Source organism: Thiocapsa roseopersicina (assembly GCF_900106925.1).
GTDB classification, from domain to species: Bacteria; Pseudomonadota; Gammaproteobacteria; order Chromatiales; family Chromatiaceae; genus Thiocapsa; species Thiocapsa roseopersicina.
Window position 1 is genome coordinate 178,622 of sequence record NZ_FNNZ01000004.1, and the last position, 22,608, is coordinate 201,229.

The 22,608-nt window shown below is 65.9% G+C and carries 18 protein-coding genes; 6 read left to right on the top strand and 12 right to left on the bottom strand.

What is annotated here, in order from left to right; all coding sequences use genetic code 11:
* Positions 1-82 precede the first annotated feature (82 nt).
* The 6 genes from BLV04_RS25535 to BLV04_RS06770 all read right to left on the bottom strand — a co-directional run bounded on the left by BLV04_RS25535 (position 83) and on the right by BLV04_RS06770 (position 8,815).
* The gene (locus BLV04_RS25535; protein WP_093029342.1) at positions 83-3,001 is read right to left on the bottom strand and encodes a FimV/HubP family polar landmark protein; all 2,919 of its coding nucleotides are present in this window, start codon (positions 2,999-3,001) and stop codon (positions 83-85) included.
* Between the two features lie 162 nt (positions 3,002-3,163).
* On the bottom strand, positions 3,164-4,279 hold the full coding sequence (gene asd / locus BLV04_RS06750; RefSeq protein WP_093029344.1) for an aspartate-semialdehyde dehydrogenase: 1,116 nt from the start codon (positions 4,277-4,279) through the stop codon (positions 3,164-3,166).
* Positions 4,280-4,391: 112 nt separating this feature from the next.
* Positions 4,392-5,465, bottom strand: a complete 1,074-nt coding sequence (gene leuB / locus BLV04_RS06755) for a 3-isopropylmalate dehydrogenase (protein ID WP_093029346.1) — start codon at positions 5,463-5,465, stop codon at positions 4,392-4,394.
* A gap of 229 nt (positions 5,466-5,694) precedes the next feature.
* Positions 5,695-6,357, bottom strand: coding sequence for a 3-isopropylmalate dehydratase small subunit (gene leuD, locus BLV04_RS06760; RefSeq protein ID WP_093029348.1), 663 nt, complete (start codon positions 6,355-6,357; stop codon positions 5,695-5,697).
* Positions 6,357-7,760, bottom strand: coding sequence for a 3-isopropylmalate dehydratase large subunit (gene leuC, locus BLV04_RS06765; protein ID WP_093029350.1), 1,404 nt, complete (start codon positions 7,758-7,760; stop codon positions 6,357-6,359). Before leuC ends, leuD begins: the two co-directional genes overlap by 1 nt.
* An 89-nt stretch (positions 7,761-7,849) precedes the next feature.
* The gene (locus BLV04_RS06770) at positions 7,850-8,815 is read right to left on the bottom strand and encodes a metallophosphoesterase (RefSeq protein WP_093029351.1); all 966 of its coding nucleotides are present in this window, start codon (positions 8,813-8,815) and stop codon (positions 7,850-7,852) included.
* Between the two features lie 79 nt (positions 8,816-8,894).
* Between BLV04_RS06770 and BLV04_RS06775 the strand changes: the two genes are divergently transcribed.
* The 4 genes from BLV04_RS06775 (at position 8,895) to BLV04_RS06790 (ending at position 11,518) form a co-directional block, all read left to right on the top strand.
* The gene (locus tag BLV04_RS06775) at positions 8,895-9,890 is read left to right on the top strand and encodes a serine/threonine protein kinase (RefSeq protein ID WP_093029353.1); all 996 of its coding nucleotides are present in this window, start codon (positions 8,895-8,897) and stop codon (positions 9,888-9,890) included.
* Positions 9,891-9,930: 40 nt separating this feature from the next.
* Positions 9,931-10,821: an alpha/beta hydrolase gene (locus BLV04_RS06780; protein ID WP_217633663.1), complete on the top strand. Its 891-nt coding sequence runs from the start codon at positions 9,931-9,933 to the stop codon at positions 10,819-10,821.
* 34 nt (positions 10,822-10,855) lie between these two features.
* On the top strand, positions 10,856-11,182 hold the full coding sequence (locus BLV04_RS06785) for a DUF4342 domain-containing protein (RefSeq protein ID WP_093029355.1): 327 nt from the start codon (positions 10,856-10,858) through the stop codon (positions 11,180-11,182).
* A 135-nt stretch (positions 11,183-11,317) separates the two neighbouring features.
* Complete coding sequence (locus BLV04_RS06790; protein ID WP_093029357.1) at positions 11,318-11,518, top strand: hypothetical protein; 201 nt, start codon at positions 11,318-11,320, stop codon at positions 11,516-11,518.
* Between the two features lie 208 nt (positions 11,519-11,726).
* On the opposite strand, the gene BLV04_RS06795 is transcribed toward BLV04_RS06790, so the two are convergent.
* Positions 11,727-12,500: a hypothetical protein gene (locus BLV04_RS06795; RefSeq protein WP_093029498.1), complete on the bottom strand. Its 774-nt coding sequence runs from the start codon at positions 12,498-12,500 to the stop codon at positions 11,727-11,729.
* 219 nt (positions 12,501-12,719) lie between these two features.
* On the opposite strand from BLV04_RS06795, the gene hrpB reads away from it, so the two are divergent.
* Both hrpB and rlmKL read left to right on the top strand, forming a co-directional pair.
* The gene (gene hrpB, locus BLV04_RS06800) at positions 12,720-15,260 is read left to right on the top strand and encodes an ATP-dependent helicase HrpB (RefSeq protein ID WP_245731766.1); all 2,541 of its coding nucleotides are present in this window, start codon (positions 12,720-12,722) and stop codon (positions 15,258-15,260) included.
* Between the two features lie 275 nt (positions 15,261-15,535).
* A complete protein-coding gene (gene rlmKL / locus BLV04_RS06805; protein WP_093029358.1) occupies positions 15,536-17,713 on the top strand; it encodes a bifunctional 23S rRNA (guanine(2069)-N(7))-methyltransferase RlmK/23S rRNA (guanine(2445)-N(2))-methyltransferase RlmL in 2,178 nt (725 codons plus the stop codon).
* 22 nt (positions 17,714-17,735) lie between these two features.
* Here the strand turns inward: rlmKL and pufC are convergent, their stop codons facing one another.
* From pufC to BLV04_RS06830, 5 genes are all read right to left on the bottom strand, one after another.
* Positions 17,736-20,396: a photosynthetic reaction center cytochrome PufC gene (pufC, locus tag BLV04_RS06810; protein WP_245731767.1), complete on the bottom strand. Its 2,661-nt coding sequence runs from the start codon at positions 20,394-20,396 to the stop codon at positions 17,736-17,738.
* A 410-nt stretch (positions 20,397-20,806) separates the two neighbouring features.
* Positions 20,807-21,136, bottom strand: a complete 330-nt coding sequence (locus BLV04_RS06815) for a high-potential iron-sulfur protein (RefSeq protein ID WP_093029361.1) — start codon at positions 21,134-21,136, stop codon at positions 20,807-20,809.
* A gap of 152 nt (positions 21,137-21,288) precedes the next feature.
* On the bottom strand, positions 21,289-21,600 hold the full coding sequence (gene soxZ / locus BLV04_RS06820) for a thiosulfate oxidation carrier complex protein SoxZ (RefSeq protein ID WP_093029363.1): 312 nt from the start codon (positions 21,598-21,600) through the stop codon (positions 21,289-21,291).
* A gap of 60 nt (positions 21,601-21,660) precedes the next feature.
* On the bottom strand, positions 21,661-22,185 hold the full coding sequence (locus tag BLV04_RS06825; protein WP_093029365.1) for a thiosulfate oxidation carrier protein SoxY: 525 nt from the start codon (positions 22,183-22,185) through the stop codon (positions 21,661-21,663).
* Positions 22,182-22,577, bottom strand: coding sequence for an Lcl C-terminal domain-containing protein (locus tag BLV04_RS06830; protein WP_175534518.1), 396 nt, complete (start codon positions 22,575-22,577; stop codon positions 22,182-22,184). The genes BLV04_RS06825 and BLV04_RS06830 overlap by 4 nt, the downstream gene beginning before the upstream one ends.
* Positions 22,578-22,608 lie beyond the last annotated feature (31 nt).

The window sequence follows — 22,608 nt, forward strand, 5'->3', positions numbered from 1 at the left end:
GGCTCGGGCGTGGAATCCGGACTCGGCCCGGATGCCCGCACGGTTCTCGGCGCCTGAATCGGCACCGGGGTCACCTCGGCATTCAGGCGAGTGTCCTCAACATGTCTTGCGCCTCGCTGCGCTGCTCCTCGCGACCGTCCGCGATCACTTCCTGGAGGATCTCGCGCGCGGAGGCGACATCGTCCATATCCATGTAGGCGCGAGCGAGGTCGAGCTTGGTGGCGTTTTCGTCCCAGATCCCGGAGTCCATCGCCCATTGATCGGAGAGCGCATCGCCGGGGGACTCGAGCACGTCCTGTCGTGGCGCGCTTCGAGGCTTATCCGGTTTCGCTTGCGAGAGGCCTGCCTCGTCCCCGGGAAGCTCCAACCGCGAGAGCGACGCCTCCGGCTCGGACTGCGCCGAGGCAGCCGGCGACGACGCAGCCGGAAATGAGTTAGCCGGCGGCGATCCTGCGTCGAGGAAGGCGTCGAGATCCAAATCGCGCGAGTCGCGAAGATCGTCCAGCGTCAGGATCAAGTCGTCTTCGGCGAGAAGGTCGGCCTGCCGATCACGCTCGTCGGGATCCGCGGATTCGGGTAGGTCCAACAGACCGGAAAGCTCGGGCAGATCCGGCGGGCTATCCAAGGCGGAATCGTTGAACAAAAGCGGAAGATCCTCGTCCTCCGTCGGGAGGGACGGCACTTCTGCCGCCGGCGCGGGTGTCGCCGATCGGGAAGTTGGGCCGGGAGTCGGCCCGGGACGAGGTTTGGACTCGATCTCGTCGAGATCGAGCCTGAAGAAGTCGTTGTCGTCCTCGCGAGCCTCGCCGAACAACGCATCGGCAGCGCCGTCCGAAGGATGTCGTTGGTCGCCCGTTTCGGTTGCGGGGACGCCGGTCGCCTCGGTTATCGCCATGGTGGCCCCCGGGTCCCAGGTGCCGCCTTGCTCGACCACCGCGGCAATCGCGCTCAGCCGCTGCCAGCGCGCCGGCTCGGCGGTGTCCGCGCCGGCGGCCTTGAGATGCTGCATGAGCTTGCGCAACGCATCCGGGTTCTCGGATCCGGCATAGACCTCCGCCAGCTTGAATCGCACGTCGAGGCGTTCCGGCGAGCGCTTGAGCTCGCGCTTGAGCAGCTCCTCGGCCTCCTTGTAACGACCGTAGGCGATGTAGATATCGGCCTCGGAGAGTGCATCGGCCTCGTCGGTCTCCGTCTCGAAGTGCCCGAAAGAGGCCAGCTGGGAGGACGGCGTCAGCAACCCGGAGTCGATCTGCGGCTCTTGGGCCGCCGGCTCGGGTGTGGGCGGCTCCGGCTCGCGCGGCGGCGCGAGGCTGGCATCGGCCCGCGACCGGGCCGCTGCATCGGCCGAGAGACGCTCGGAAGCATCGGGCTCGTGCGTAGCCGGCTCAGGCTGCAGCTCATGATCGGGGAAGTCGAGGACGGCGGAGTCGATACTCCATTCGTCTTCGTTATCCTCCTGCTCGCGGCGACGACGACGTGCCGACAGCAACGAGAATGCGAGGACGCCGAGGGCGGTCACCCCGGCGAAACCGGCCAACGGGAGCAGATAGTCATGCCAGGTTGAGGTGGACGCGGTGTCGGTCTCCGCCGGAGTCGCGATCTCCTCGTCCTCCACCGACGCCGGGGCCGCCGGGGATATTTCGGCTTCGACCTCGGCGACGCTCGGGTCGACGCCCGGAGCCTCCTCGCCCGGAGCCGTCTCGATCTCCTCGGCAATGGACTCCGACCCCTCGGGGGCGGCGATCTCCGTCTCCACAACCACCGGATCGGGCACCTCCGCGGAAGATTCCGAATCGACCTCGATCGCGACGGATTCGCCCGACGCTCCCTGAAGGCGCGCCACCTCGGCGTTTCTCAGTTGCAGCAGGTTCTGGATGTCGGTGAGCTGCGTCTCCAGGTCGCGGACCCGTTCGCGAAGCTCCTCGGTCTCCTGACGGGCCGATTCGCTCGCCTCGATCACCAGCAGTAGCTCCTGCTCCAGATCAGCCCCTGGTGACAGCGCGCTCCCGGAGTCCGGTCCGGTATCAACGGCGGCTTGCGCCGGCGCCGCCTCGACGGTGCCGGGGACGGTTCCGGACACCGCACCGGCAGCTGCGCCCGCGATGCGCAGACGGGCGCTCTCAGCCGCTGCGGCGTCCTCGATCCGAGCAACCTCGGTGATGGGCGTACGACGCACCGTGCCACCCTGCAGCGCCGCCTGAAGCTCCGCCGCCGCGGCGGTCTCGTCGAGCGCAAACAATTCGGCACGCGTGGGGATGACGAGTGTCTTGCCGGCGATCAGACGATCGATGTCGCCGTTGATGAAGGCGTCCTGATTGTTGCGATAAAGCGCCAGAGCGGTCTGGGCCGCCGTCGCGCCTGCGGTTTGAGCCCCGCGCGCCAGTCGCAACAGACCCGTCCCGGAACGCACGGGACCAAAATAGGCGGGGAACCCATCCGCCCCGCCCGGGATCCGAGAGACTGGCTGCGACGGGGGCCGATCGACAGCATCGCTGCGCGGCGGTGCGGGGTCGGCGCGCGCAGCCGATCGAGGTGGCGCAGGGGGCGTCGCCGGTCGACGATCCGCAATGGCGGGCGGGCGAACCGCCGGTGCGGGACGCTCGGACATCGAGGGAGGATCCAGGAGAACCGTAAATTCCTTGACCAGTTGACCGGCCGGCCAGACGACCTCGACGAGAAAGTCCATGAAGGGCTCGCGGATCGGCTCGCGACTCGTGATGCGGATCACCGCATCCCCGCGCCCGGACATCTCAGGTTTAAAGGCGAGCTGCGTCAGAAAGTGATAGCGCTCGATGCCGGATTTCGCGAAGGCATCCGCGGTGGCGAGCGACGCTCTGATGGTGTCGAGCTCGTCGGATTTGACGTCGAAGAGAGCGATCTCGCCGACGAAGGGTTGGTTGAGGGCAGACTCGGTACGTAATCCTCCGAGACCGAGGGCAAAAGCGTCGGTGCCCATCAGGGCCAAGACAATGATCGACGCCGGAATGACCTGACGAGACATCCGCCTCCCTCGTGCGCTGGCGGCATCGGACCGCCGGGATTGGGAGGGCCGGCGGCCGATGGCTCGTCCGGCCCGAATTCCCCCTGAAGCAACCGGACTATATCCGAACGCGTCCGTGCACACCAAGAACGGCTTGTGCCCCGGAGGTCGAATGCGACCGGATCAGCGCGCGATCAGGATGCGCAGCATACGTCGCAGCGGCTCGGCTGCACCCCAGAGCAACTGGTCGCCGACCGTGAAGGCCGTCAGATAACGTTCGCCGAGATTCATCTTGCGCAGCCGCCCGACCGGGACGGTCAGGGTGCCGGTGACCGCAGCCGGAGACAGGCCCTGCACCGTCTCTTGCCGATCGTTGGGGACGAGCCGCACCCAGTCGTTGGAGGCGGCGATGATCTCCTCGATCTGCGCGATCGAGCAATCACGTGTCAGCTTGACGGTCAGGCCCTGACTATGGCAGCGCATGGCACCGATGCGCACGCAGAGACCGTCGATCGGCACCGGATCGCCCTCGCGCCCGAGGATCTTGTTGGTCTCGGCCATGCCCTTCCATTCCTCGCGGCTCTGACCGTTCGGCAAGGCGGTGTCGATCCAGGGGATCAGACTGCCGGCCAGAGGCGCCCCGAAGTTCTCGGTCGGGAATGCGGTGCCCCGCATGGTCTCGGTGACGCGCCGATCGATCTCCAGAATGGCGGATGCGGGATCGTCCAGGAGCGGCGAGACCGCGCCATGCAGCGCGCCCATCTGGGACAGCAGCTCGCGCATGTTCTTGGCACCCGCGCCGGAGGCCGCCTGATAGGTCATGGCGCTGATCCATTCGACCAGACCCTCGCGAAACAGCCCGCCGATCGCCATCAGCATCAGACTCACGGTGCAGTTGCCGCCGATGAAGTCGCGCTTACCCTGCTCCAGTGCAGCATCGATCACCGGCTGATTGACCGGATCCAGGATGATGGTCGCGTTCGGGTCCATGCGCAGCGCCGAGGCCGCATCGATCCAATAGCCGTCCCAGCCGGTGGCGCGCAGCTTGGGATAGATCGCCTTGGTGTAGTCCCCGCCCTGGCAGGTCAGGATGAGGTCCATCTCGCGCAGTGCATCGATGGACTCGGCATCCTGCAGCGGACGTGCGCCCTGTCCGACGTCCGGACCCGGCTGACCGACCTGCGAGGTGGTGAAGAAGACCGCCTCCGGGATCAGGTCGAAATCGCCCTCCGCCCGCATGCGGTCCATCAAGACCGAGCCGACCATGCCACGCCAGCCGATGAATCCGACACGCATCATTGAGCTACTCCGCAATCGTGGATCGTTGTGTCTTTCGTTGGGCTTCCTGCCTCCTGCCTCCTGCCAAACCGAAGCTAATGGCTAATGGCTGGCGGCTGGAAGCTGGCGGCCCCTAAAGCTCCGCCACCACCGCGTCGCCCATCTCGGCGGTGCCGACCTGGCGCATGCCGCTCGACATGATGTCCGCGGTGCGCAGGCCCTGATCAAGCACCTTGGACACGGCGGCCTCGATGCGCTCGGCGGCGGGTACCGCGTCGAGCGAATAGCGCAGCATCATGGCGACCGAGAGGATGGTGGCGAGCGGATTGGCAACGCCCTTGCCAGCGATGTCCGGCGCGGAGCCGTGGATCGGCTCGTACATGCCCTGCCCTTTTTCGTTCAGGGAGGCCGAGGGCAACATGCCGATGGAGCCGGTCAGCATGGCCGCGCAGTCCGAAAGGATGTCGCCGAAGATGTTGCCGGTGACCATGACGTCGAATTGCTTGGGCGCACGCACCAGCTGCATGGCGGCGTTGTCGACGTACATGTGCGAGAGCTGGATCTCCGGATAGTCGGCGGCCGTCTTGGTCGCGACCTCGCGCCACATCTCGGTGCATTCGAGCACGTTCGCCTTGTCCACAGAGCAGACCTTCTTGCCGCGCTTCATGGCGATGTCGAAGGCGACCCGGCAGATGCGCTCCACCTCGGACTCGGTGTAGACCATGGTGTTGAAGCCGCGCCGTTCGCCCGACGGCAGGGTCTCGACCCCGCGCGGCTGGCCGAAGTAGATGTCGCCGGTGAGTTCGCGCACGATCATGATGTCGAGACCGGAGACCACCTCGGGCTTGAGCGTGGAGGCATCGGCCAACTGCGGATAGAGGATCGCCGGGCGCAGGTTTGCGAAGAGACCGAGACCCGCGCGCAACCCGAGCAGGCCCTTCTCGGGACGCTTGGAGATATGCAGCGGCTCCCACTTGGGTCCACCGACCGCGCCGAGCAGGACGGCATCGGATGCGCGCGCAGCCTCCAGCGTCTCCTCGGGCAGCGGATCGCCCGCGGCGTCGTAGGCCGCGCCGCCGACCAGGCCGTCCTGCAGAGTGACATCGATGGCCCCTTCCGCTTGCAGGACGTTCAGAACCTTGACGGCCTCGGCCACGATCTCCGTGCCGATCCCGTCACCCGCCAACACCAATATTCTTTTGCTCAATGGTTTCTCGCTCAATCCAGTCTCGTGTTATTCCGCTCTCAAACCGCGCCCGGTTCAGTATGCGTCGTTTGTCGGAGTGGCTTGACCGAGCCGGCTCCGACGACCGTCGGAGCCGGCTCGGCTTAACAACGATTCAAAAACAACCGAAAGACGTAGGATGGGTAGAGCGCAGCGAAACCCATCCTCCAAGCACCAAGGTCTCACATCTCCATCCCAAGATGGCAGCGAATCAAACGCCCAATCCGGGCGGCGGCGCGACAAAGAGCCAGGGCGCCTCGCGCCGCCGCCGCTCCTCGTAGGCACGGATGGCAGCGCCTTGCTCCAAGGTCACGCCGATGTCGTCCAGGCCCTTGAGCAGACGCTCTTTGTTGCCTGCGTCGACCTCGAACGCAATGCGGGTGCCGTCGTCCAGCACGAGCACCTGCCCGGGCAGATCGACCTCGACCCGCAGCGCCTGCGGACCGCCCGCGCGGGCAAAGAGGTCGTCGACGATCGTCGGCGCCAGAACGATCGGCAGAAGACCGTTCTTAAAGCAGTTGTTGTGAAAGATGTCGGCAAAGCTCGGGGCAATGATGACGCGCAGCCCGAAATCGGCGATCGCCCAGGGCGCGTGCTCGCGCGAGGAGCCGCAGCCGAAGTTCTCGCGGGCCAACAGGATCTGCGCGTTCGCGTATCTCGGGTCATTCAGCACGAAGGTCGGATTCACCGGCCGGTGCGTGCAGTCCATACCCGGCTCGCCGTGATCCAGATAGCGCAGCTCGTCGAAAAGATACGGCCCGAAGCCGGTGCGCGCGATGCTCTTCAGAAACTGCTTCGGGATGATGGCGTCGGTATCGACGTTCGAGCGATCGAGCGGCGCGACGATGCCGGTGAAGTTTTGGAAGGGTTCCATCAGAGCTCCCTCACGTCGACGAAGTGACCTGTCACCGCCGCGGCGGCGGCCATCGCGGGGCTGACCAAATGGGTGCGACCCCCTTGACCCTGTCGGCCCTCGAAATTGCGGTTGGATGTGGAGGCACAGCGCTCACCCGGCTCGAGCCGATCGGCGTTCATCGCCAGACACATGGAGCAGCCCGGCTCGCGCCACTCGAAACCGGCCTCGGTGAAGATACGGTCCAGGCCCTCGGCCTCGGCCTGCGCCTTGACCAGACCGGAGCCGGGCACGACCAGCGCCAGTTGGATGCTGTCGGCGACCTTGCGGCCTTTGACGACCTCGGCCGCGGCGCGCAGGTCTTCGATCCGCGAATTGGTGCAGGAGCCAATGAAGATCTTGTCCGGGCGGATGTCGCGGATCGCGGTGCCGGCCTCGAGACCCATGTAGTCGAGCGCACGGCGGATCCCCTCGGCCCGCACCGGATCCTGCTCGTCGCGCGGATCCGGAACCTGACCATCGATCGGAACCACCATCTCGGGCGATGTGCCCCAGGTCACCTGCGGCTGGATCTTCGCCGCATCCATCCGGACCACGCGATCGAAATGGGCGTCCGGGTCGCTGACCAAGGTGCGCCAATGGGCGGCTCCCTGCTCGAAGAGGTCGCCGGCCGGGGCATAGGGACGGCCGCGCAGATAGTCGATCGTCTTCTCGTCGACACCGATCAACCCCGCCCGCGCCCCGGCCTCGATGGCCATGTTGCAGACGGTCATGCGCCCTTCCATCGAGAGTGCGCGGATGGCATCGCCGGCAAACTCGATCACCGAGCCCGTTCCGCCGGCCGTGCCGATCTCGCCGATGATGGCGAGCACGATGTCCTTCGCGGTGACGCCCGGCCCGACCTGTCCGTCGATGCTGATCAGGAGCGTCTTGGACTTGCGTTGGATCAGGCACTGGGTCGCGAGCACATGCTCGACCTCGGAGGTACCGATCCCGAAGGCGAGCGCACCGAAGGCGCCGTGGGTCGAGGTGTGGGAGTCGCCGCAGACGACGGTCGTGCCCGGCAAGGTAAAACCCTGCTCCGGGCCAATCACGTGCACGACACCCTGGCGCGGATCGGACATCCGAAACTCGGTGATCCCGAACTCGGCACAGTTGCTGTCGAGCGTCTCGACCTGGATCTTGGAGACCGGATCGGTAATGCCGGCCGCGAGATCGCGCGTCGGGACATTGTGATCCGGCACGGCCAGATTCGCCGCGACCCGCCACGGACGCCGACCGGCCAGACGCAGCCCCTCGAACGCCTGCGGCGAGGTCACCTCATGCACGAGCTGGCGGTCGATGTAGAGCAGGGCCGTGCCGTTCTCGTCGAGATGGACGACATGCTCGTCCCAAAGTTTAGCGTAGAGGGTCTTGGCACCCATGGCTCCGGCCTCGAAACAAAAACGAATCGCGAAGGATAAACGCCGGGGCAGTCAAACTCAATTGCGGCGGCGCAGCATGTCCACGAGCTTCACTCCTGTATCAACCGATCCCGCGAAATCGGATACATCTCGCTGACCCCGAACGGCTCCTCGGCCTGCGCATCGACACTGATCCAGACCCCGCCGACCACGGGCGAGCCAGGTACCTCGGTGCGCACGAAGCGCCTGAAGGGCGCGCCCGTCGCCGGGTCGATCAGGGGGCGATCGTGCTTGAAGCGATGCGTGTCGCCGTGGATCGCAAGCACTGGCCCCGGATAGGCGCCCATCAGCTCGACGAGTGCGCGCCGCAGCCGAACGAAACCACGCGCCGGACGGGCCTTCTCGAATTGCGGATTCGAGTGAAAGACGATGACCATCGCGGACGCGTCGCGCTCCGCGGCCAGCGCGGTCGCTTGGCGAAGAAAATGCACGTTCGCGACGTCGCGCGCCTCGAATTCGGCGACCGCGGCCGGGTCGTCCGGCGCATAGCCGTTGTTGCTGCCGACGACATGGACCGAGACGAAAAGGACCCCGTCGCGGATGAAGGTGTAGTTCTCCGGATAGTCGGTCGCGTCGGCGCCCTCGCCGCGAAAGGCACCGAGACGATCGAGCCGCAAGACGCCCGGATCCCCGTAGAAGATCTCGCGCACCCGCGCGAGCCGCTCCCGCGGGTCCTTGGCGCCGGCACGCTCACGATTACAATCGGTCCATTCATTGTCGCCGGGCGTGAAGACGACAGGCACGGCCCGCGCCCGAAAGAGATCCGCGATCGCCTCGAGGTTGGCGTCCGTGCAGGGACTGCTGCCGGACTTGATGTCGCCGACATGGATCAGCAAGGGCGTCCCTTCGGCCTCGGCCGTGTCGAAGAGTTCGCGAAGCTGCTCGGTCTCGGCGGAGAAATAGGGCAGATCGCCGGCCGCGAAGAAGCGGAGCGGCTCGGCCCGGGCGGACGCTGCGCTCAGGAGGACGAGCAAAGCGACTGGCCAAACGCCGAGCTGTTTCGGATGTCGATACATGACTTTCGTGCTCCCGCGGTTCCCTTCAACCCAGATCCGTTTTCCGACCCCGCGGATCGGGATCCGTTAGAATCGGCTCATGATAACGCCCAATCCCACCCCCTACGCCGATCTCAGCCCGGATCTCGTGCTCACCGCGATCGAGAGCCTCGGGCTGCCGACCGACGGTCGCATGCTCGCACTCAACAGTTACGAGAATCGCGTCTATCAGATCGGGATCGAGGATGCGCAGCCGCTCATCGCCAAGTTCTACCGACCCGGACGCTGGAGCGACGAGGCCATCCTGGAGGAGCACAGCTTCACCCGGACGCTGGCCGAGCATGAGATCCCGGCGGTGCCGCCGTCGGTCATCGAGGGCCGCACCCTGCACGCCTATGCCGGCCACCGCTTCTCGCTCACGCCTCGGCGCGGCGGTCGCACGCCCGAGCTTGACGACCCGAGCGTCCTCGAGTGGCTCGGGCGTCTGCTCGGGCGCATCCATGCGATCGGCGCACTCGAGCCCTTCGCGCACCGCCCGACGCTCGACATCGCCTCGTTCGGCGAGGAGCCGCGCGCCTTTCTGCTGGAGCACGATTGGATCCCGAAGGATCTGCTGCCCGCCTACACGAGCGTCGTCGAGCAGGCGCTCGTCGGCGTGCGCGCCTGCTACGCGCGCGCCGGCTCGCCGGCCTTGATCCGGCTGCACGGCGACTGTCATCGCGGCAACATGCTCTGGACGGACGCCGGACCGCACTTCGTCGACTTCGACGACGCACGCATGGGCCCGGCCATCCAGGATCTCTGGATGCTGCTCTCGGGTGATCGCGAGGAGATGAGCGGGCAGCTCGCCGACGTCTTGGCCGGCTACGAGGACTTCTTCGAGCTGGACTACCGCGAGCTTCATCTGATCGAGGCGCTGCGCACACTGCGCATCATCCACTATGCCGCGTGGCTCGCCCGACGCTGGGAGGATCCGGCCTTCCCCGCCGCCTTCCCTTGGTTCGCGGCTCCGCGCTTTTGGGAAGATCACATCCTGCAGTTGCGCGAGCAGATCGCGGCGATGGAGGAAGGGCCTTTGTGGGCGAACCCGCCCTAACGCGCTCTGAAAGCCGATCGACCACCTAGGCGCCCTGAGCATGCTCGGACTCCCGACGTCGGTTGCCGACCTCGCCTCCGGTCTGCTCTCCGGTCTCGGCTGGATCGCATCGGCGATCCTGCTGCTCAACGCCGCAATGTGGCTGCTGCAACCCGGCATGGTCTTCTACCCGACGCGTGTGCTGGATGCGACGCCGGCCGATTGGGGTCTCCAGTTCGAGGACGTCGAGCTGACCGCAAGCGACGGCACCCGGCTCCACGGCTGGTTCATCCCGCACCCGGACGCGACCCATACCCTGATTTTCTTCCACGGCAACACCGGCAACATCAGTCATCGGGGCGACTCGATCGCTATCTTCCATCGGCTTGGGCTGTCGGTCCTGATCATCGACTATCGCGGCTACGGGCGCAGCTCCGGGCGCCCGAGCGAAGCAGGGATCTACCGCGATGCACTCGCCGCCCGGGATCATCTAGTCGGGGTGCGCGGGGGCGACCCCGCGTCGATACTCATCTTCGGACGCTCGCTCGGTGCAAGCGTCGCCGCCGATCTGGCCTCGCGCGGCCCCTCGGCCGGGGTCATCCTGGAGTCCGGCTTCAGCTCGGCACGCGACATGGCGCGGCATCTCTATCCGGGACTCCACCGCGTTCTCTACCTGCGTTTCGACTTCGATGCCGCCGAGCGGCTGTCGCGCGTGCGCAGTCCGGTCTTGGTCCTGCACAGCCCGGACGACGAGATCGTGCCCTACGCGCTGGGCCGGAAGCTCTTCGAGGCCGCACGTGAGCCGAAGCGCTTCGTCGATCTGCGAGGCGACCACAACAACGGCTTTCTTGCCAGCCAACCCGACTACGAACGCAGCCTTGCGGCCTTCATCAGCTCGCTCGGGCCGTCCCAACCGCCCGAAACGAGTGACGAATCGGCTCGAAACCGCTAGGATGCCCGGCCAACCAAGACCGCGGATCCCGACCATGCGTAACCACAAGACCGGCAACCGAAGCGGACGCGGCACGACCGAGGAGATCACCGTGATGGGCAGCACCTTGGTCGAGAAGGTCAAGGAGCTGATCCAAGAGGGCAATGTGCGTCGGCTGATCATCCGCCGCCCGAGCGGGGAGGCGTTGGTGGAGATCCCGCTGACGGCTGGGGTCGGCGTCGCCGCGCTCTTGACCTTCCTCGCGCCCGTGCTCGCCGCGCTCGCCGCCATGGCTGCGCTGATCGCTCAATTCCGGGTCGAGATCCAACGCGACGGGACGGAGCGATTCCGCAACCCGCGCGACATCGACCAGGACGATTAAACCGCGCCCGGTGCGGTATGCGCCGTTTGCGGGAGTGTCTTGGCCGCGCCAGCTCCAACGACTGTCGGAGCTGGCGCGGTTTAAAATGTTAAAAATGATTCGAAAACACCCGCCAGACAACAGAAGAGAACCACGATGAACGAAGTCAAGAAGACCGCCGAGTATCGGATCTATCAGAAGAAATCCGGTCGCTATGCCGTGCAGGCCAAGGGCAAGCAATGGCTCCACGGTGCAGAAAAGGAGAAGGTCCTGCTCGACGAGCAACTGATCACGCGCCTCCGTCCGAAGGCGCCGCCGGCACCCGAAGCGGCCGAAGAGACCGCAGCCGCCGAGTAACCCAAACGGCACCGACGCCTAAACCGCGCCCGGTGCGGTATGCGTCATGTGTTGGAGTGGCTTGGCCGCGCCAGCTCCGACGACACTCGGAGGTGGCGCGAATTAAAATATTGAAAAAATTAAATTTTAAACCGCGTCTCACCGAGGTCGAGGACATCGCCAAAGCCAAACGCAACATGAATATGACGCATGTCGCTCGGGACGCGGTTTAGATGCGTCGCCGCATTCGCACGGGTGCGATCGGCAACATGATCAAGAAGCCGATGCCAGTGACCACGGCCATCCAGGTCGCAAACCCGAAAAGCCGACGCACACTCAGATTGGCCTTGTGGAGCACCTCGAACTCGTCGAGATAGACGGTCTCGCAGGCGCCGTTGCCCGTATCTTCGCGTGTCAGGCTGGTCTTGCGTGCGTAGCCGTTTCCGGCATTGACGTACTCCGCCAGGACACCCTTTAACCGAATCTGATCCCCCGGCTCGGCGGACATCAGGGCATCCTTGATGGCCCGGTCGTCGGTGAGCAGGTGGTTGTTGGAGAGTGCGTTCATCTTGAATCGGGCGGTAACCGCGGGATCCGACCAGGAGGCCCAGCAGGTCCAGCTGTCGTTGCGGAAGCGCATGTCGCGATAGACGCCGGACGCCACATTCTCGCCCCAGACGACGCAGAGATCCCGCAGGTTGAGAAAATCCTTCCAGCTCTTGTGATGCCAGATATTCTTGATCGCATCGGCGTTGCTGTAGCTGACCACGACCCCGTCGAGCGCGTACTCGGCCTTCGGCTCGATCCGATACTCCTGATCGTGCACCCGCACGGTAAAGGGCTCTCGATCCGTCGGCGTCTGAATCGGGGCCTCGAGCCTGCTGCGATCGAAGGTCTCGGGCGCAGGAAGGTCATCCTTCTGCCAATAGGTCACCCCGAGCAACACGAGACTGGCGAGGAAAAGCCATTTGAAGGCCGATTCAAGCAGGCATGTGATCGGCACGTCGATCGACTCCGGTATCGTTTCGGGCAAGGTCCGATAAGGTCGAGAATGTCATTTGGCCGCGCTTACGGCGCGACGGCACGGGCGTTGGGTGCGGGCATTACGCGACATCGCTGCAGGGCCAAGTCCGCGTGTTGATCGCATGATCGGTCGGACGCTGAACAAGTTCACGCAAAGGTCGCGCCTGCTCTATCCTGATCGATCCCCTGGACGAGGCCGATGACCCCGAACGCGACCCAGCACACGAGCCCGCCGATGGAATCGCTGCCGATCGAGCCCGTCTTGGACGACCTGCGCGCCGCGCTGCGTCGTGGCCATGCGGTGCTCCAGGCGCCGACCGGCTCGGGTAAATCCACGCGAGTTCCGCTCGCCTTGCTGAACGAGGACTGGCTCGGCGCCGGCCGTATCCTCATACTGCAACCGCGCCGGCCGGCGGCACGCATGATCGCTGCGCGGATGGCCGCGCTCCTAGGCGAGCCGCTCGGCGAGCGCGTCGGCTACCAGATCCGCTTCGAGCGCCGAATCGGCCCGCGCAGCCGCATCGAGGTCATCACCGAGGGCATCCTGACCCGACGCATCCAGTCCGATCCAACGCTCGAAGGGGTCGGACTCCTGGTGTTCGACGAGTTTCACGAACGCAGTCTGCAATCGGACCTAGGGCTCGCGCTCGCGCTGGACCTAGTCGCCGGGCTGCGCCCGGATCTACGGCTGCTGCTCATGTCCGCGACCCTGAATGCCGAGCCGCTGGCCGAGCTCTTGGGCGATGCCGCCGTCATCCGCGGCGAGGGACGGAGCTTCCCCGTCGAGGTCCATTATGCCGATCGCGCCCCCGGCGCCGATACCGTCGCGGGCGTGATCACCTGCGTGCGCTCCACGCTGGCCGAGCATTCGGGCGACATTCTGGCATTCCTGCCCGGCACGGGCGAGATCAATCGCTGCGTCGCGCGGCTGCGCGAGCTGCTGGACGGGCGGATCCGGATCCTGCCGCTGCACGGCAGCCTCCCGACCGAGGAGCAGGAGAAGGCGCTGGTCCCGAACGCAGGATCCGACCGCCGTGTGCTGGTCGCCACCGATATCGCCGAGACCAGCCTGACGATCCCGGGCATCCAGGTCGTGATCGACAGCGGTTTGACTCGCAAGCCGCGCTTCGATCCGGGCTCCGGGCTCACGCGTCTGGTGACCGAGCCGATCGCGCGCGCCTCGGCCGAGCAGCGTGCCGGGCGCGCCGGGCGTCTGGGTCCAGGTGTTTGCTATCGGCTCTGGACCCACGCGCAGGAGCAAGGCCGGCCCGAGCGCCGGACACCCGAGATCCTCCAAGCCGATCTGGCCTCGCTCGTCTTGGAGCTGCGGCTTTGGGGCGTGGCGGATCCGACCGGGCTGCGCTGGGTCGATCCGCCGCCCGGCCCGGCGTGGGATGCCGCCGCAGCACTCCTGACGCGCCTCGGCGCCTTGGATGCACGCGGCGCCATCACCCCGCTTGGCCGGCGGATGGCCGAGCTGCCGGTCCATCCGCGACTGGCCGTGATGCTGCTAGGCGCCGCCGAGTCGGCCCGCGGCGACGCCGCCGATCTGTGCGCGCTGATCACCGAGCGCGACCCGCTGCTCGACACGCCCGGACAACGCCGGCCCGCCGATCTGGGTCTGCGTCTGCAAGCCCTGCACGCCTGGCGCGAACGGCGCTCGGTGCCGGGGGCCGATCCACGTCGGCTGGCCGCGGCGGATCGGGTCTCGCAACAGTTGCAGCGGCTGACGCGCAACGCCCCGTCCGGATCCGCCCGGTCGGCCGCCGAGCTGCTCGCACTCGCATACCCGGAGCGTATCGCACAGCGTCGCGAGGGCACCGACGGGCGCTATCGTCTCGCTGGCGGCTCCGGTGCGCTCTTGCCGCAGGACGACGCCTTGGGGATTCATCCCTATCTGGTCATCGCCAGCCTCGACGCCGCAGGCGCGGACGGCCGGATCCAGTCCGCACTCCCCATTGCCGAGTCCGAGCTCCGCACGTGCTTCGCCGAGCGGATCGAGGTGAGCCGCCGCCTGTCCTGGGACGCCCAGCGCGACGCGGTAGCCGCCCGTGCCGTCGAGCGTCTGGAGGCGATCACCCTGCGCGCACAACCGGTCGCCTTGGAGGCGACGGACAATGTGGGCGGCATCCTGCTTGAGCAGATCGCCGCGCGATTCGACCAAGCCCTCGCCTGGAGCGATGCCGCGCTCCAACTCAGCGCCCGCGTCGCCCTGATGCGTCGACTCGAGCCCGACGGCGGCTGGCCGGATCTCTCGCCCGAGGCGCTGCGCGCGGATCTCCATGTCTGGTTGGCGCCGTACGTGAGCGGGATGTCCCGGCTCGCGCAGGCTCAGAAGCTCGACCTCGTGCCGATCCTCGCCTCCCGGCTCGACTGGGGTCAGCGACAACGCCTCGACAGCGAGGCACCCACCCGGATCGAGACTCCGGCAGGCCGCGAGCGAGCGATCGACTATCGTGCCGGCGAGACCCCGATCCTCGCGGTCCAATTGCAGGAGCTCTTCGGCCTCGCCGAGTCCCCGCGCATCGGTCGCGGGCGCTTGCCGCTGCTGCTGCACCTGCTCTCGCCCGCACGCCGCCCGATCCAGGTGACCCAAGACCTCGCCGGCTTCTGGGCGCGGGGTTACGCGGAGGTCCGCAAGGAGCTGCGCGGGCGCTATCCCAAACACGCCTGGCCGGAGGATCCGACGACGGCGGCACCGGTCGCGGGTGTCCGGCGTCCCCGCCGAGCCGAGGGCTGATCAAGCGCGTAGGTCGGGTTAGGTGCGCCGCGATGAGGCCGAATGGTGCCCACCGGGACCGATGCGCACCGTAACCCGACGTTCGGCGGTTACATGCGCCCGCGGCTGTCGGATTACGCTATCGCTAATCCGACCTACGACCCATCGACCAACGACACGGAAACTCCCGCACCGTCTCCTGGTTGCGCCTCGCGATGTTCGGCACGCCCTCGCAGGGTTTCCGGACGGCAGGTATATACTGCGTGGCCCAATCCCCTGACGACCCGCCGCCCAAAATGCCCCAGCACACCTTCTTCGCCTCCGCACCCAAGCACATGGGAAGTCTACTCGCGGAGGAGCTGGCTCGACTCGGCCTGCAGGGGGCGGTCGAGGCACGCGGCGGGGCGCGATTCGTTGGCGAGATTCAGGACGCCTATCGGGCGTGCCTCTGGTCGCGGGTCGCCAACCGCATCCTGCTGCCGCTCGCGCAGTTCCCGGCGACTGGACCGGATGAGCTCTACGCCGGGGCGGAGAAGATCCGCTGGGAGGAGCATCTCTCGCCCGAGAGCACCTTCGCCATTCAGCTCGACGGCGTCGTGAACGGCGTGACGCATGGCCAATACGCCGCCCTGCGTGTGAAGGATGCGATCGCCGATCGATTCACCCGGCTGTTGGGTTACCGGCCGAATGTGGATGCCCAGTCGCCGGACCTTCAGATCCATGTCTATGTCCATCAGGATCAGGCATCGGTCAGCATCGACCTGTCCGGCACCTCCCTGCACCGACGCGGCTACCGCAGCGAAGGCACCTCGGCGCCGTTGAAGGAGAATCTGGCGGCGGCCATCCTGCTGCGCGCCGGCTGGCCCGCTATCGCGGCCGAGGGCGGCGCCTTGCTCGATCCCATGTGCGGGTCCGGGACATTGGTCATCGAAGGGGCTTTAATCGCGGCAGATATCGCGCCGGGTCTGTTGCGCGAGCGTTTCGGGTTCATGGGCTGGCTACAGCACGACCCGGCGGCCTGGCAACGTCTGCTCGACGAGGCCGAGATCCGGCGCAGTGCCGGGCTACAACGTCTCGGCTCGCTGCGCGGCTACGATCAGGACCCTCGCGCGATCCGAATCGCGATCGAAGACCTGGCGCGGGCAGGACTGGCCGGGCTGGCGCACTTCGAGCGCCGCGAGCTTGCCGACTGCCGGCCGGGTCGAGACGACGACCGCGGTCTCGTCGTCGTCAACCCGCCTTACGGCGAGCGACTCGGCTCGGAGGCCGAGCTGCCGGCTCTGCATGCCCGCCTGGGCTCGGTGCTGAAGGAACGCTTCGAAGGCTGGCGTGCCTCGCTCTTCACCGGCAGCCCGGACCTCGGCAAGCACATGGGCCTGCGTGCGCACCGGATTCACCATCTCTACAATGGCCCGATCGAATGCCAGCTCCTGCATTTTCGGATCGAGCCCAGTGATTTCGTGGCCAATCGGCCACGTACGCTCGAGCCGACCGAGCGCAGCGACGGCGCGACCATGCTCGCCAATCGGCTCGCGAAGAATCTTAAGGCGCTCGGGAAATGGCGCCGCAAGGAGCAGATCGACTGTTTTCGGGCCTACGACGCGGACCTGCCCGAGTACGCGGTGGCCGTGGATGTCTACGAAGGCGAGCCCGAAGGCGACGCGCCTCAGCGCTGGGTGCATGTGCAGGAGTACGCCGCGCCGACGAGCGTCGACCCGAAACGTGCTCGGCATCGGCTGCGCGAGGCATTGAGCGTGATCCCGGAGGTGTTCGAGATCCCGGAATCACGGATGTTCTTCAAGATCCGGCGGCCGCAGAAGGGCAACGCCCAGTACGAGCGGCTCGCCGAGACGCGCCGCTTTCACGCGGTCAAGGAGGGCGGGCTCAAGTTCCTGGTCAATTTCGAGGACTATCTGGACACCGGGCTCTTCCTGGACCATCGCGACATTCGCCGCATGATCGGCGAGCTGGCCGAGGGTAAGAGCGTCCTGAATCTCTTCGCCTACACGGGGACGGCGACGGTCTATTCTGCCAACGGCGGCGCGGCCCGCACCACGACCGTGGACATGTCCCGGACCTATCTGGACTGGGCGCGCGACAATCTCGCGCTGAACGCGATCCCGATGCAGCGCCATGAACTGGTTCAGGCGGACTGTCTGCAATGGTTGGAAGAGGCCGCCGGCAAACGCCAATTCGACCTCATTTTTTTGGATCCTCCCAGCTTCTCGACCTCCAAGCGGATGACGGAGACGCTCGACATCCAGCGCGACCATGTCGGCCTGATTCGAGCAACCGCCCGGCTGCTCAAGCCGGGTGGTCTGCTGGTCTTCTCGAACAATCTGCGCCGGTTTCGGCTGTACTCCGAGGATTTGGCGGATCTCGACATCCAGGACATCAGCCGCGAGACCATCCCCCGCGACTTTGCCCGCAACCCGCGGATCCACCAGTGTTGGCGCATCACCAAGCCTGGGTGACCGTGCCCGCCGACAAATCCGCTCAGCTCTCGGTGAGGTTGCTCACCGTTCCGTTGTCGGTCTGGTCGATCATCACGATCTCGACGCGCCGATTCTCGCGCCGCCCCCGATCGGTCGCGTTATCTGCGATCGGCCGTTCGGCGCCGTAGCCTTCGGTGCTGAGTCGGGCGGGATCAACCCCGCGATCGATCAAGGCCTGCATCACCGATTCCGCACGCTGCCGAGACAGGGCCTGATTGATCTCCGGATTGCCCAGGCTGTCGGTGTGCCCGGCGATCTTCGCCTTCAGATCGGGTCTCGCCGCCAACATCTCGGCGATACGGTCGAGCGTCGGCAGCGCACCTGCCGGCAGGACGGCACTGCCGCTCGGGAACCGAAGCTCCTCCCCGCCGAGATTGACCAGAATGCCCTCCGGGGTGATCCGTCCGCCGACCTCGGCTGCACCCTCGTACAGCGTGCGTATCCGCGCAATCGACCCCTTGACCTCTGCCAGCTCACGCGCATGCTCGGCCGCTGTAATCTGCATCTGCGCACGCAGGTCCGCGGCGGCAGCGTCCGCCTCGGCGAGCTTTGCCCGCAGGGCATCCATTTCCTCCGTCAACGCGGCGATCCGCGACTCGGACTCGGTGTCCGCCAAGGCGGCTTCGCGCTGCCCACGGACCACACCGAGCTGCTGCTGCAGGGCGATTCGCTCCTGATCGAGTCTCGCTTCGGCGGCCCGCAGCGTCCTTGCGTGCTCCGCGGCCAGCTCGGCGATCTGCGCCTCGGCATCGGCCGCGACCGCATCGCGCTGCCCGCGAACCACCGCAAGCTGTTGCTGCAGGGCAGTGCGCTCCTGATCGAGCCTCGCCCCGGCGGCCCGCAGCGCTGCGGCCCGTTCATCGGACAACCTGGCGATCTGCAACTCGGCCTCGACTGAAACGGCATCGCGCTGGGCGCGAACCACCGCGAGCTGTTGCTGCAAGGCGACACGCTCCTGATCGAGCCTCGCCCCGGCGGCCCGCAATGCTGCCGCACGCTCTTCGGCCAGCATGGCGGTCTGCATCTCGGCATCGGCCGCAACGGCATCGCGCTGCGTACGAACCACCGCGAGCTGCTGCTGCAGCGCGGTGCGCTCTTGGCTCAGCCTCGCCTCTGCCGCCCTCAGCGCTGCCGAGCGCTTCTCGGCAGACTCTTCCAGCAGCCGTGCGATCCGCGCCTCGGCATCGGTCGTGGCGGCGTCGCGCTGGCCACGAACCAGCGCGAGCTGCTGCTGCAATGCCGTGCGCTCTTGCTGCAACCTGGCATCCGCGGCCGTGAGACGCCGCTCGACTTGGCTCAACTCGGCTGCATGCAGACGATCGAGCTCGGCGGTCTCGACCTCGGACGCGACCTCCTCGAGTGCCGGCAACGCCTCGGTCTCGGCAAGCCGGGTCTCGCCTGCGGAGGCGATCGTGTCGCCGGCCTCCTGCTCATCCTCCTTCAGGGCCAGCGTTTGAGGCACCGGCTCTTGCGCGGCATCGCCCTCCGCCAAGGTCTCTTCGCCCGTTCCAGCATCGGAGATCTGCGTTGCCGACTCGGAAACGGACTCCTGGGCCAGGTCAGCCACGCCTTCCTGCGCTTCCGCCTGCGCATCCTCCGCTGCTGCAATCAGTGCGCTGTCGGTGCCCGCATCCGCGAGGTCGAGTGCCGCCTCGTACTCCGGCACGACGCCGGGTCGTTCCGTGCGATACCCAGCCAATTCGGGATAGTCGCCAAGCATGCTGACCCCGAGAAGCGGTTTGAATGCACCCTTGTGGCAGGTGTCGCAGGCCACTTTCGGCGCATCGCCGGTGGGCCCCAGTCGCTCTGGGGGATACAATGTTTTCAGCGGGTTGAGATAGTCTCCGTTGAGATTGCGCACCATCCGAATGCCGTGCCAAGCGGTGACACGTTGCGGCGTGCTCTGCTCCCAGACGCCCATCGCTCGGGTCTGGTGACAGTAAGTGCAATTGACGCCCAGCGAATTGGACATGTACATCATCAAGGCGTATGTCCATTCCGCCTTTTTGACCGAATTCTGATTGTCCGACGGCAGTGCCGTGGTTCCCTGAACCGAGACCTGCGTGTCGCCATCTAGATAGGGCGTCAAGGGATCGAACGGGAGCGCCGCGTTGCCGACGGTCCGCATGCCCGCAGTATTCTGCCCTGCTTTGACCCCGGTGATACCGGCCGATGGGGTCTGCTGGCCGAGGTTCGTGAACCAGGTTCCGGAGGGAACTGCCTGACCGCGGTGACAGGTCCAACAAGTCACCCCGGTCCCCGCGACATGGGACTTCCAGTTCGTGTTGATTTCCCGGGTCATCCGCAGCATCTGCCGCGAGACCACCTTGGTGTATTTCTCGTCCGAGGCCAGGTTTTCGGTGTTGTGGCAATATTCGCAGCCCTGCTCCGGGGCGACCCAGGTCGAGATGGCCTGCATCAGGCGTGCGAATTCGAGGGCATCCAGGTCGGTGAGGACCTGGACATTCTCATTGACGTCTTTCGCGAGAGGTATCTCCGGATCGGGCGGATCGCGCGGCTCGGGCGCCGGGATGCTGTGAATATCGGCCGCCGATTGTAATCGACCGGGTTTGTCGATATGAATCATGGAGGTACCGCGCTCGCCCCACTGCACGCTCTCCGTGCGATCGCAGCCGACGAGGCCCAGGAAACTGCAGATCATCAGGCCCGTCACCATCCAGGTCGGGCCCCGCCCGCTCGATTCTCGATGTGGCCGAAATGTCGCGTTCAGGGTTGAAGGCGGCAAAGCTCCGATGGCTGTTTGCCGGTCGATCCGCTGCATGCGCCGGTGCTCGATATGCACCCACGCTTGCTCCGAAGTGCCTGCGGGACACCTCATCGCTGTGACCTCCAATGCTCGATGCCCTGCGTCCGGCGCACCGGACGACCGGCTTTGTTTTGTGGCGGGGTTGCGAGGCCAATCCCCGATTTCCGGCCCGTGTATCCGAGCCGATCGATCTTTTCGCCCGAGTCCAGCGAGCGGCCCTGTCGCGTCGATCGAGCCCGCTCCGAGGGGAGTCGGTATTGCTGCGCCGACCCGCCATTGTTCTTATCGGTCGGCGCGCCGGACGACTATGCTGCGCCTTTAGGTTTGAAGTTTCGGCACCATCCATCGACCGGAACCAAGCGCTTCCCGAAAAAGGAGCAGGGTCCGAGCGGCTCTCCCGGCCCTCCGGAGAACAACTGACATTCGCTGCATTTCTGCTCGGCCGTGTGCTTGGGATACTTGGCCTGATCGACCTGCGTGGTATCCAAGCGGAAGCCCATCGACTTCGCGTAGGCGTCGTCTTCGGTTAGAACAGCCTTCTTCGCTTCCTCGGCAAGGCTCAAGCGACTCAGGGCGAGCGCCGAGCCCCCAGCAACAAGTCGAAGCATGAAAGTCCGGCGATTGTATTTGCTCATGATGTATGCCCTCGTTTGGTGGTCTGTGTCACGTCGCAACGGAGGGTCTCGTCACCGACGCAGAGCCCGTTGCGCCTGGTTTTCGAACGATCGCGGACAGGGGCAAAGGCGCGATCGGATGGTCGGCCGCCGCCATATTCCGGTATCGACGGTCAAACAATCGAGGCCGACCCGGTTCCTCGGTCACCGAAGTTATCCGTCCAGGTGACGCTGATGCGATCACCCGACTCCCCCCCCTTGAATCGAAACGAGATCAAGGGATCCTTCGAAACGGCGATGCTCAAACGAGCCCGCAGCACCGTCCGATCGCCTAGCTTGATCTCGACGTCGCTGATGTAGTGGGCGCGACGCCCCGTCCCCGATGCATCCAACCCTAGTCCCGTCTCCATCGGATGCGGCATCAAGACCATGACCTCGGTGATGCCGCCGTTGCTTTTTGCGCGGATTCGTATCGGATCAGCCATCCTGTCTCACTCTCGAACGAGTGGCCCGGTAAAGATGCCCGTTGCGTAGGACCCGAACGTTCAAGCGCATCCGCCAACCGTCACCCGAGTCTCCGCGACCCTGGAATAAAGACGGCCATTCGCTCTCACCACGGCGTATACCGCACCGGTTTGCGCCAGCTTCAGGCGTATCGAGACGAACGGCTCGGTCCCGTCCGGGATCTCGAAGCGAACCGCGACCGGATACGGATTGCTCGCGACCAAGACGTAGATTTCCTCGACATCTTCGAGTGTGCTCGACACCGTCACGGGAACCACGGCTCCGTCCTCGACGACGCCGGGCAGAATCAACTCGACCGAAGCGTCGTCTATCGGGGTGCTCCCCAGCGCGGCGAGAGCGTCGTCGAGCGTCGTCGCGGTAAATAGATCGTCGTGTCCGAGTGCTTCCGCGCGAACCGAGCCGAGGAGATCAACCTGCAACAACGCCAAGAAGGTCCCGCCGGCAGCAATAATGCGTCGCCGTTTGTGATCGACACCGTCCTCGGCACCGGTCGGGAGTCGCCGCCCAGCGTCGTCACGGTGCTTGAGAATCCCGTCGTCGATCATGGCGCGGTGCGAACGAGTCGCACCTCGTGCCGCTCGGTTTTCGCACTGTGCTCCACACCTTCCGGTCCGAAGCTCAGTGCGTACGCAAAACCTTCGAAGCCCTCGCCCGGTCGTAACGAATCGGTCCAGAAGAGGCTCGGCGGGGTATTCGGAAAGACGGTCAGATTGATGCGAGGATTCTCGCATTGCCGCTCGGCAATCATCGCCAGCTCACGCAGTTTCGGAATCCTCCAGTCGTTGAAGAATCGGGATCCATTCGCGTTCAGCGCGGACGCAACCTCCTGTGCCGCTTCCCAGCCGTAAGCGGCTGCTTCCCCGAGGCAGGTGCCGCCGGACCAAGTCTGCCCGACCGAGCACCGCATCCACATCAGTTGGGCCACAACATCCGTCACGGTGCCGTCGCCGTTGTCGTTGAATCGATCC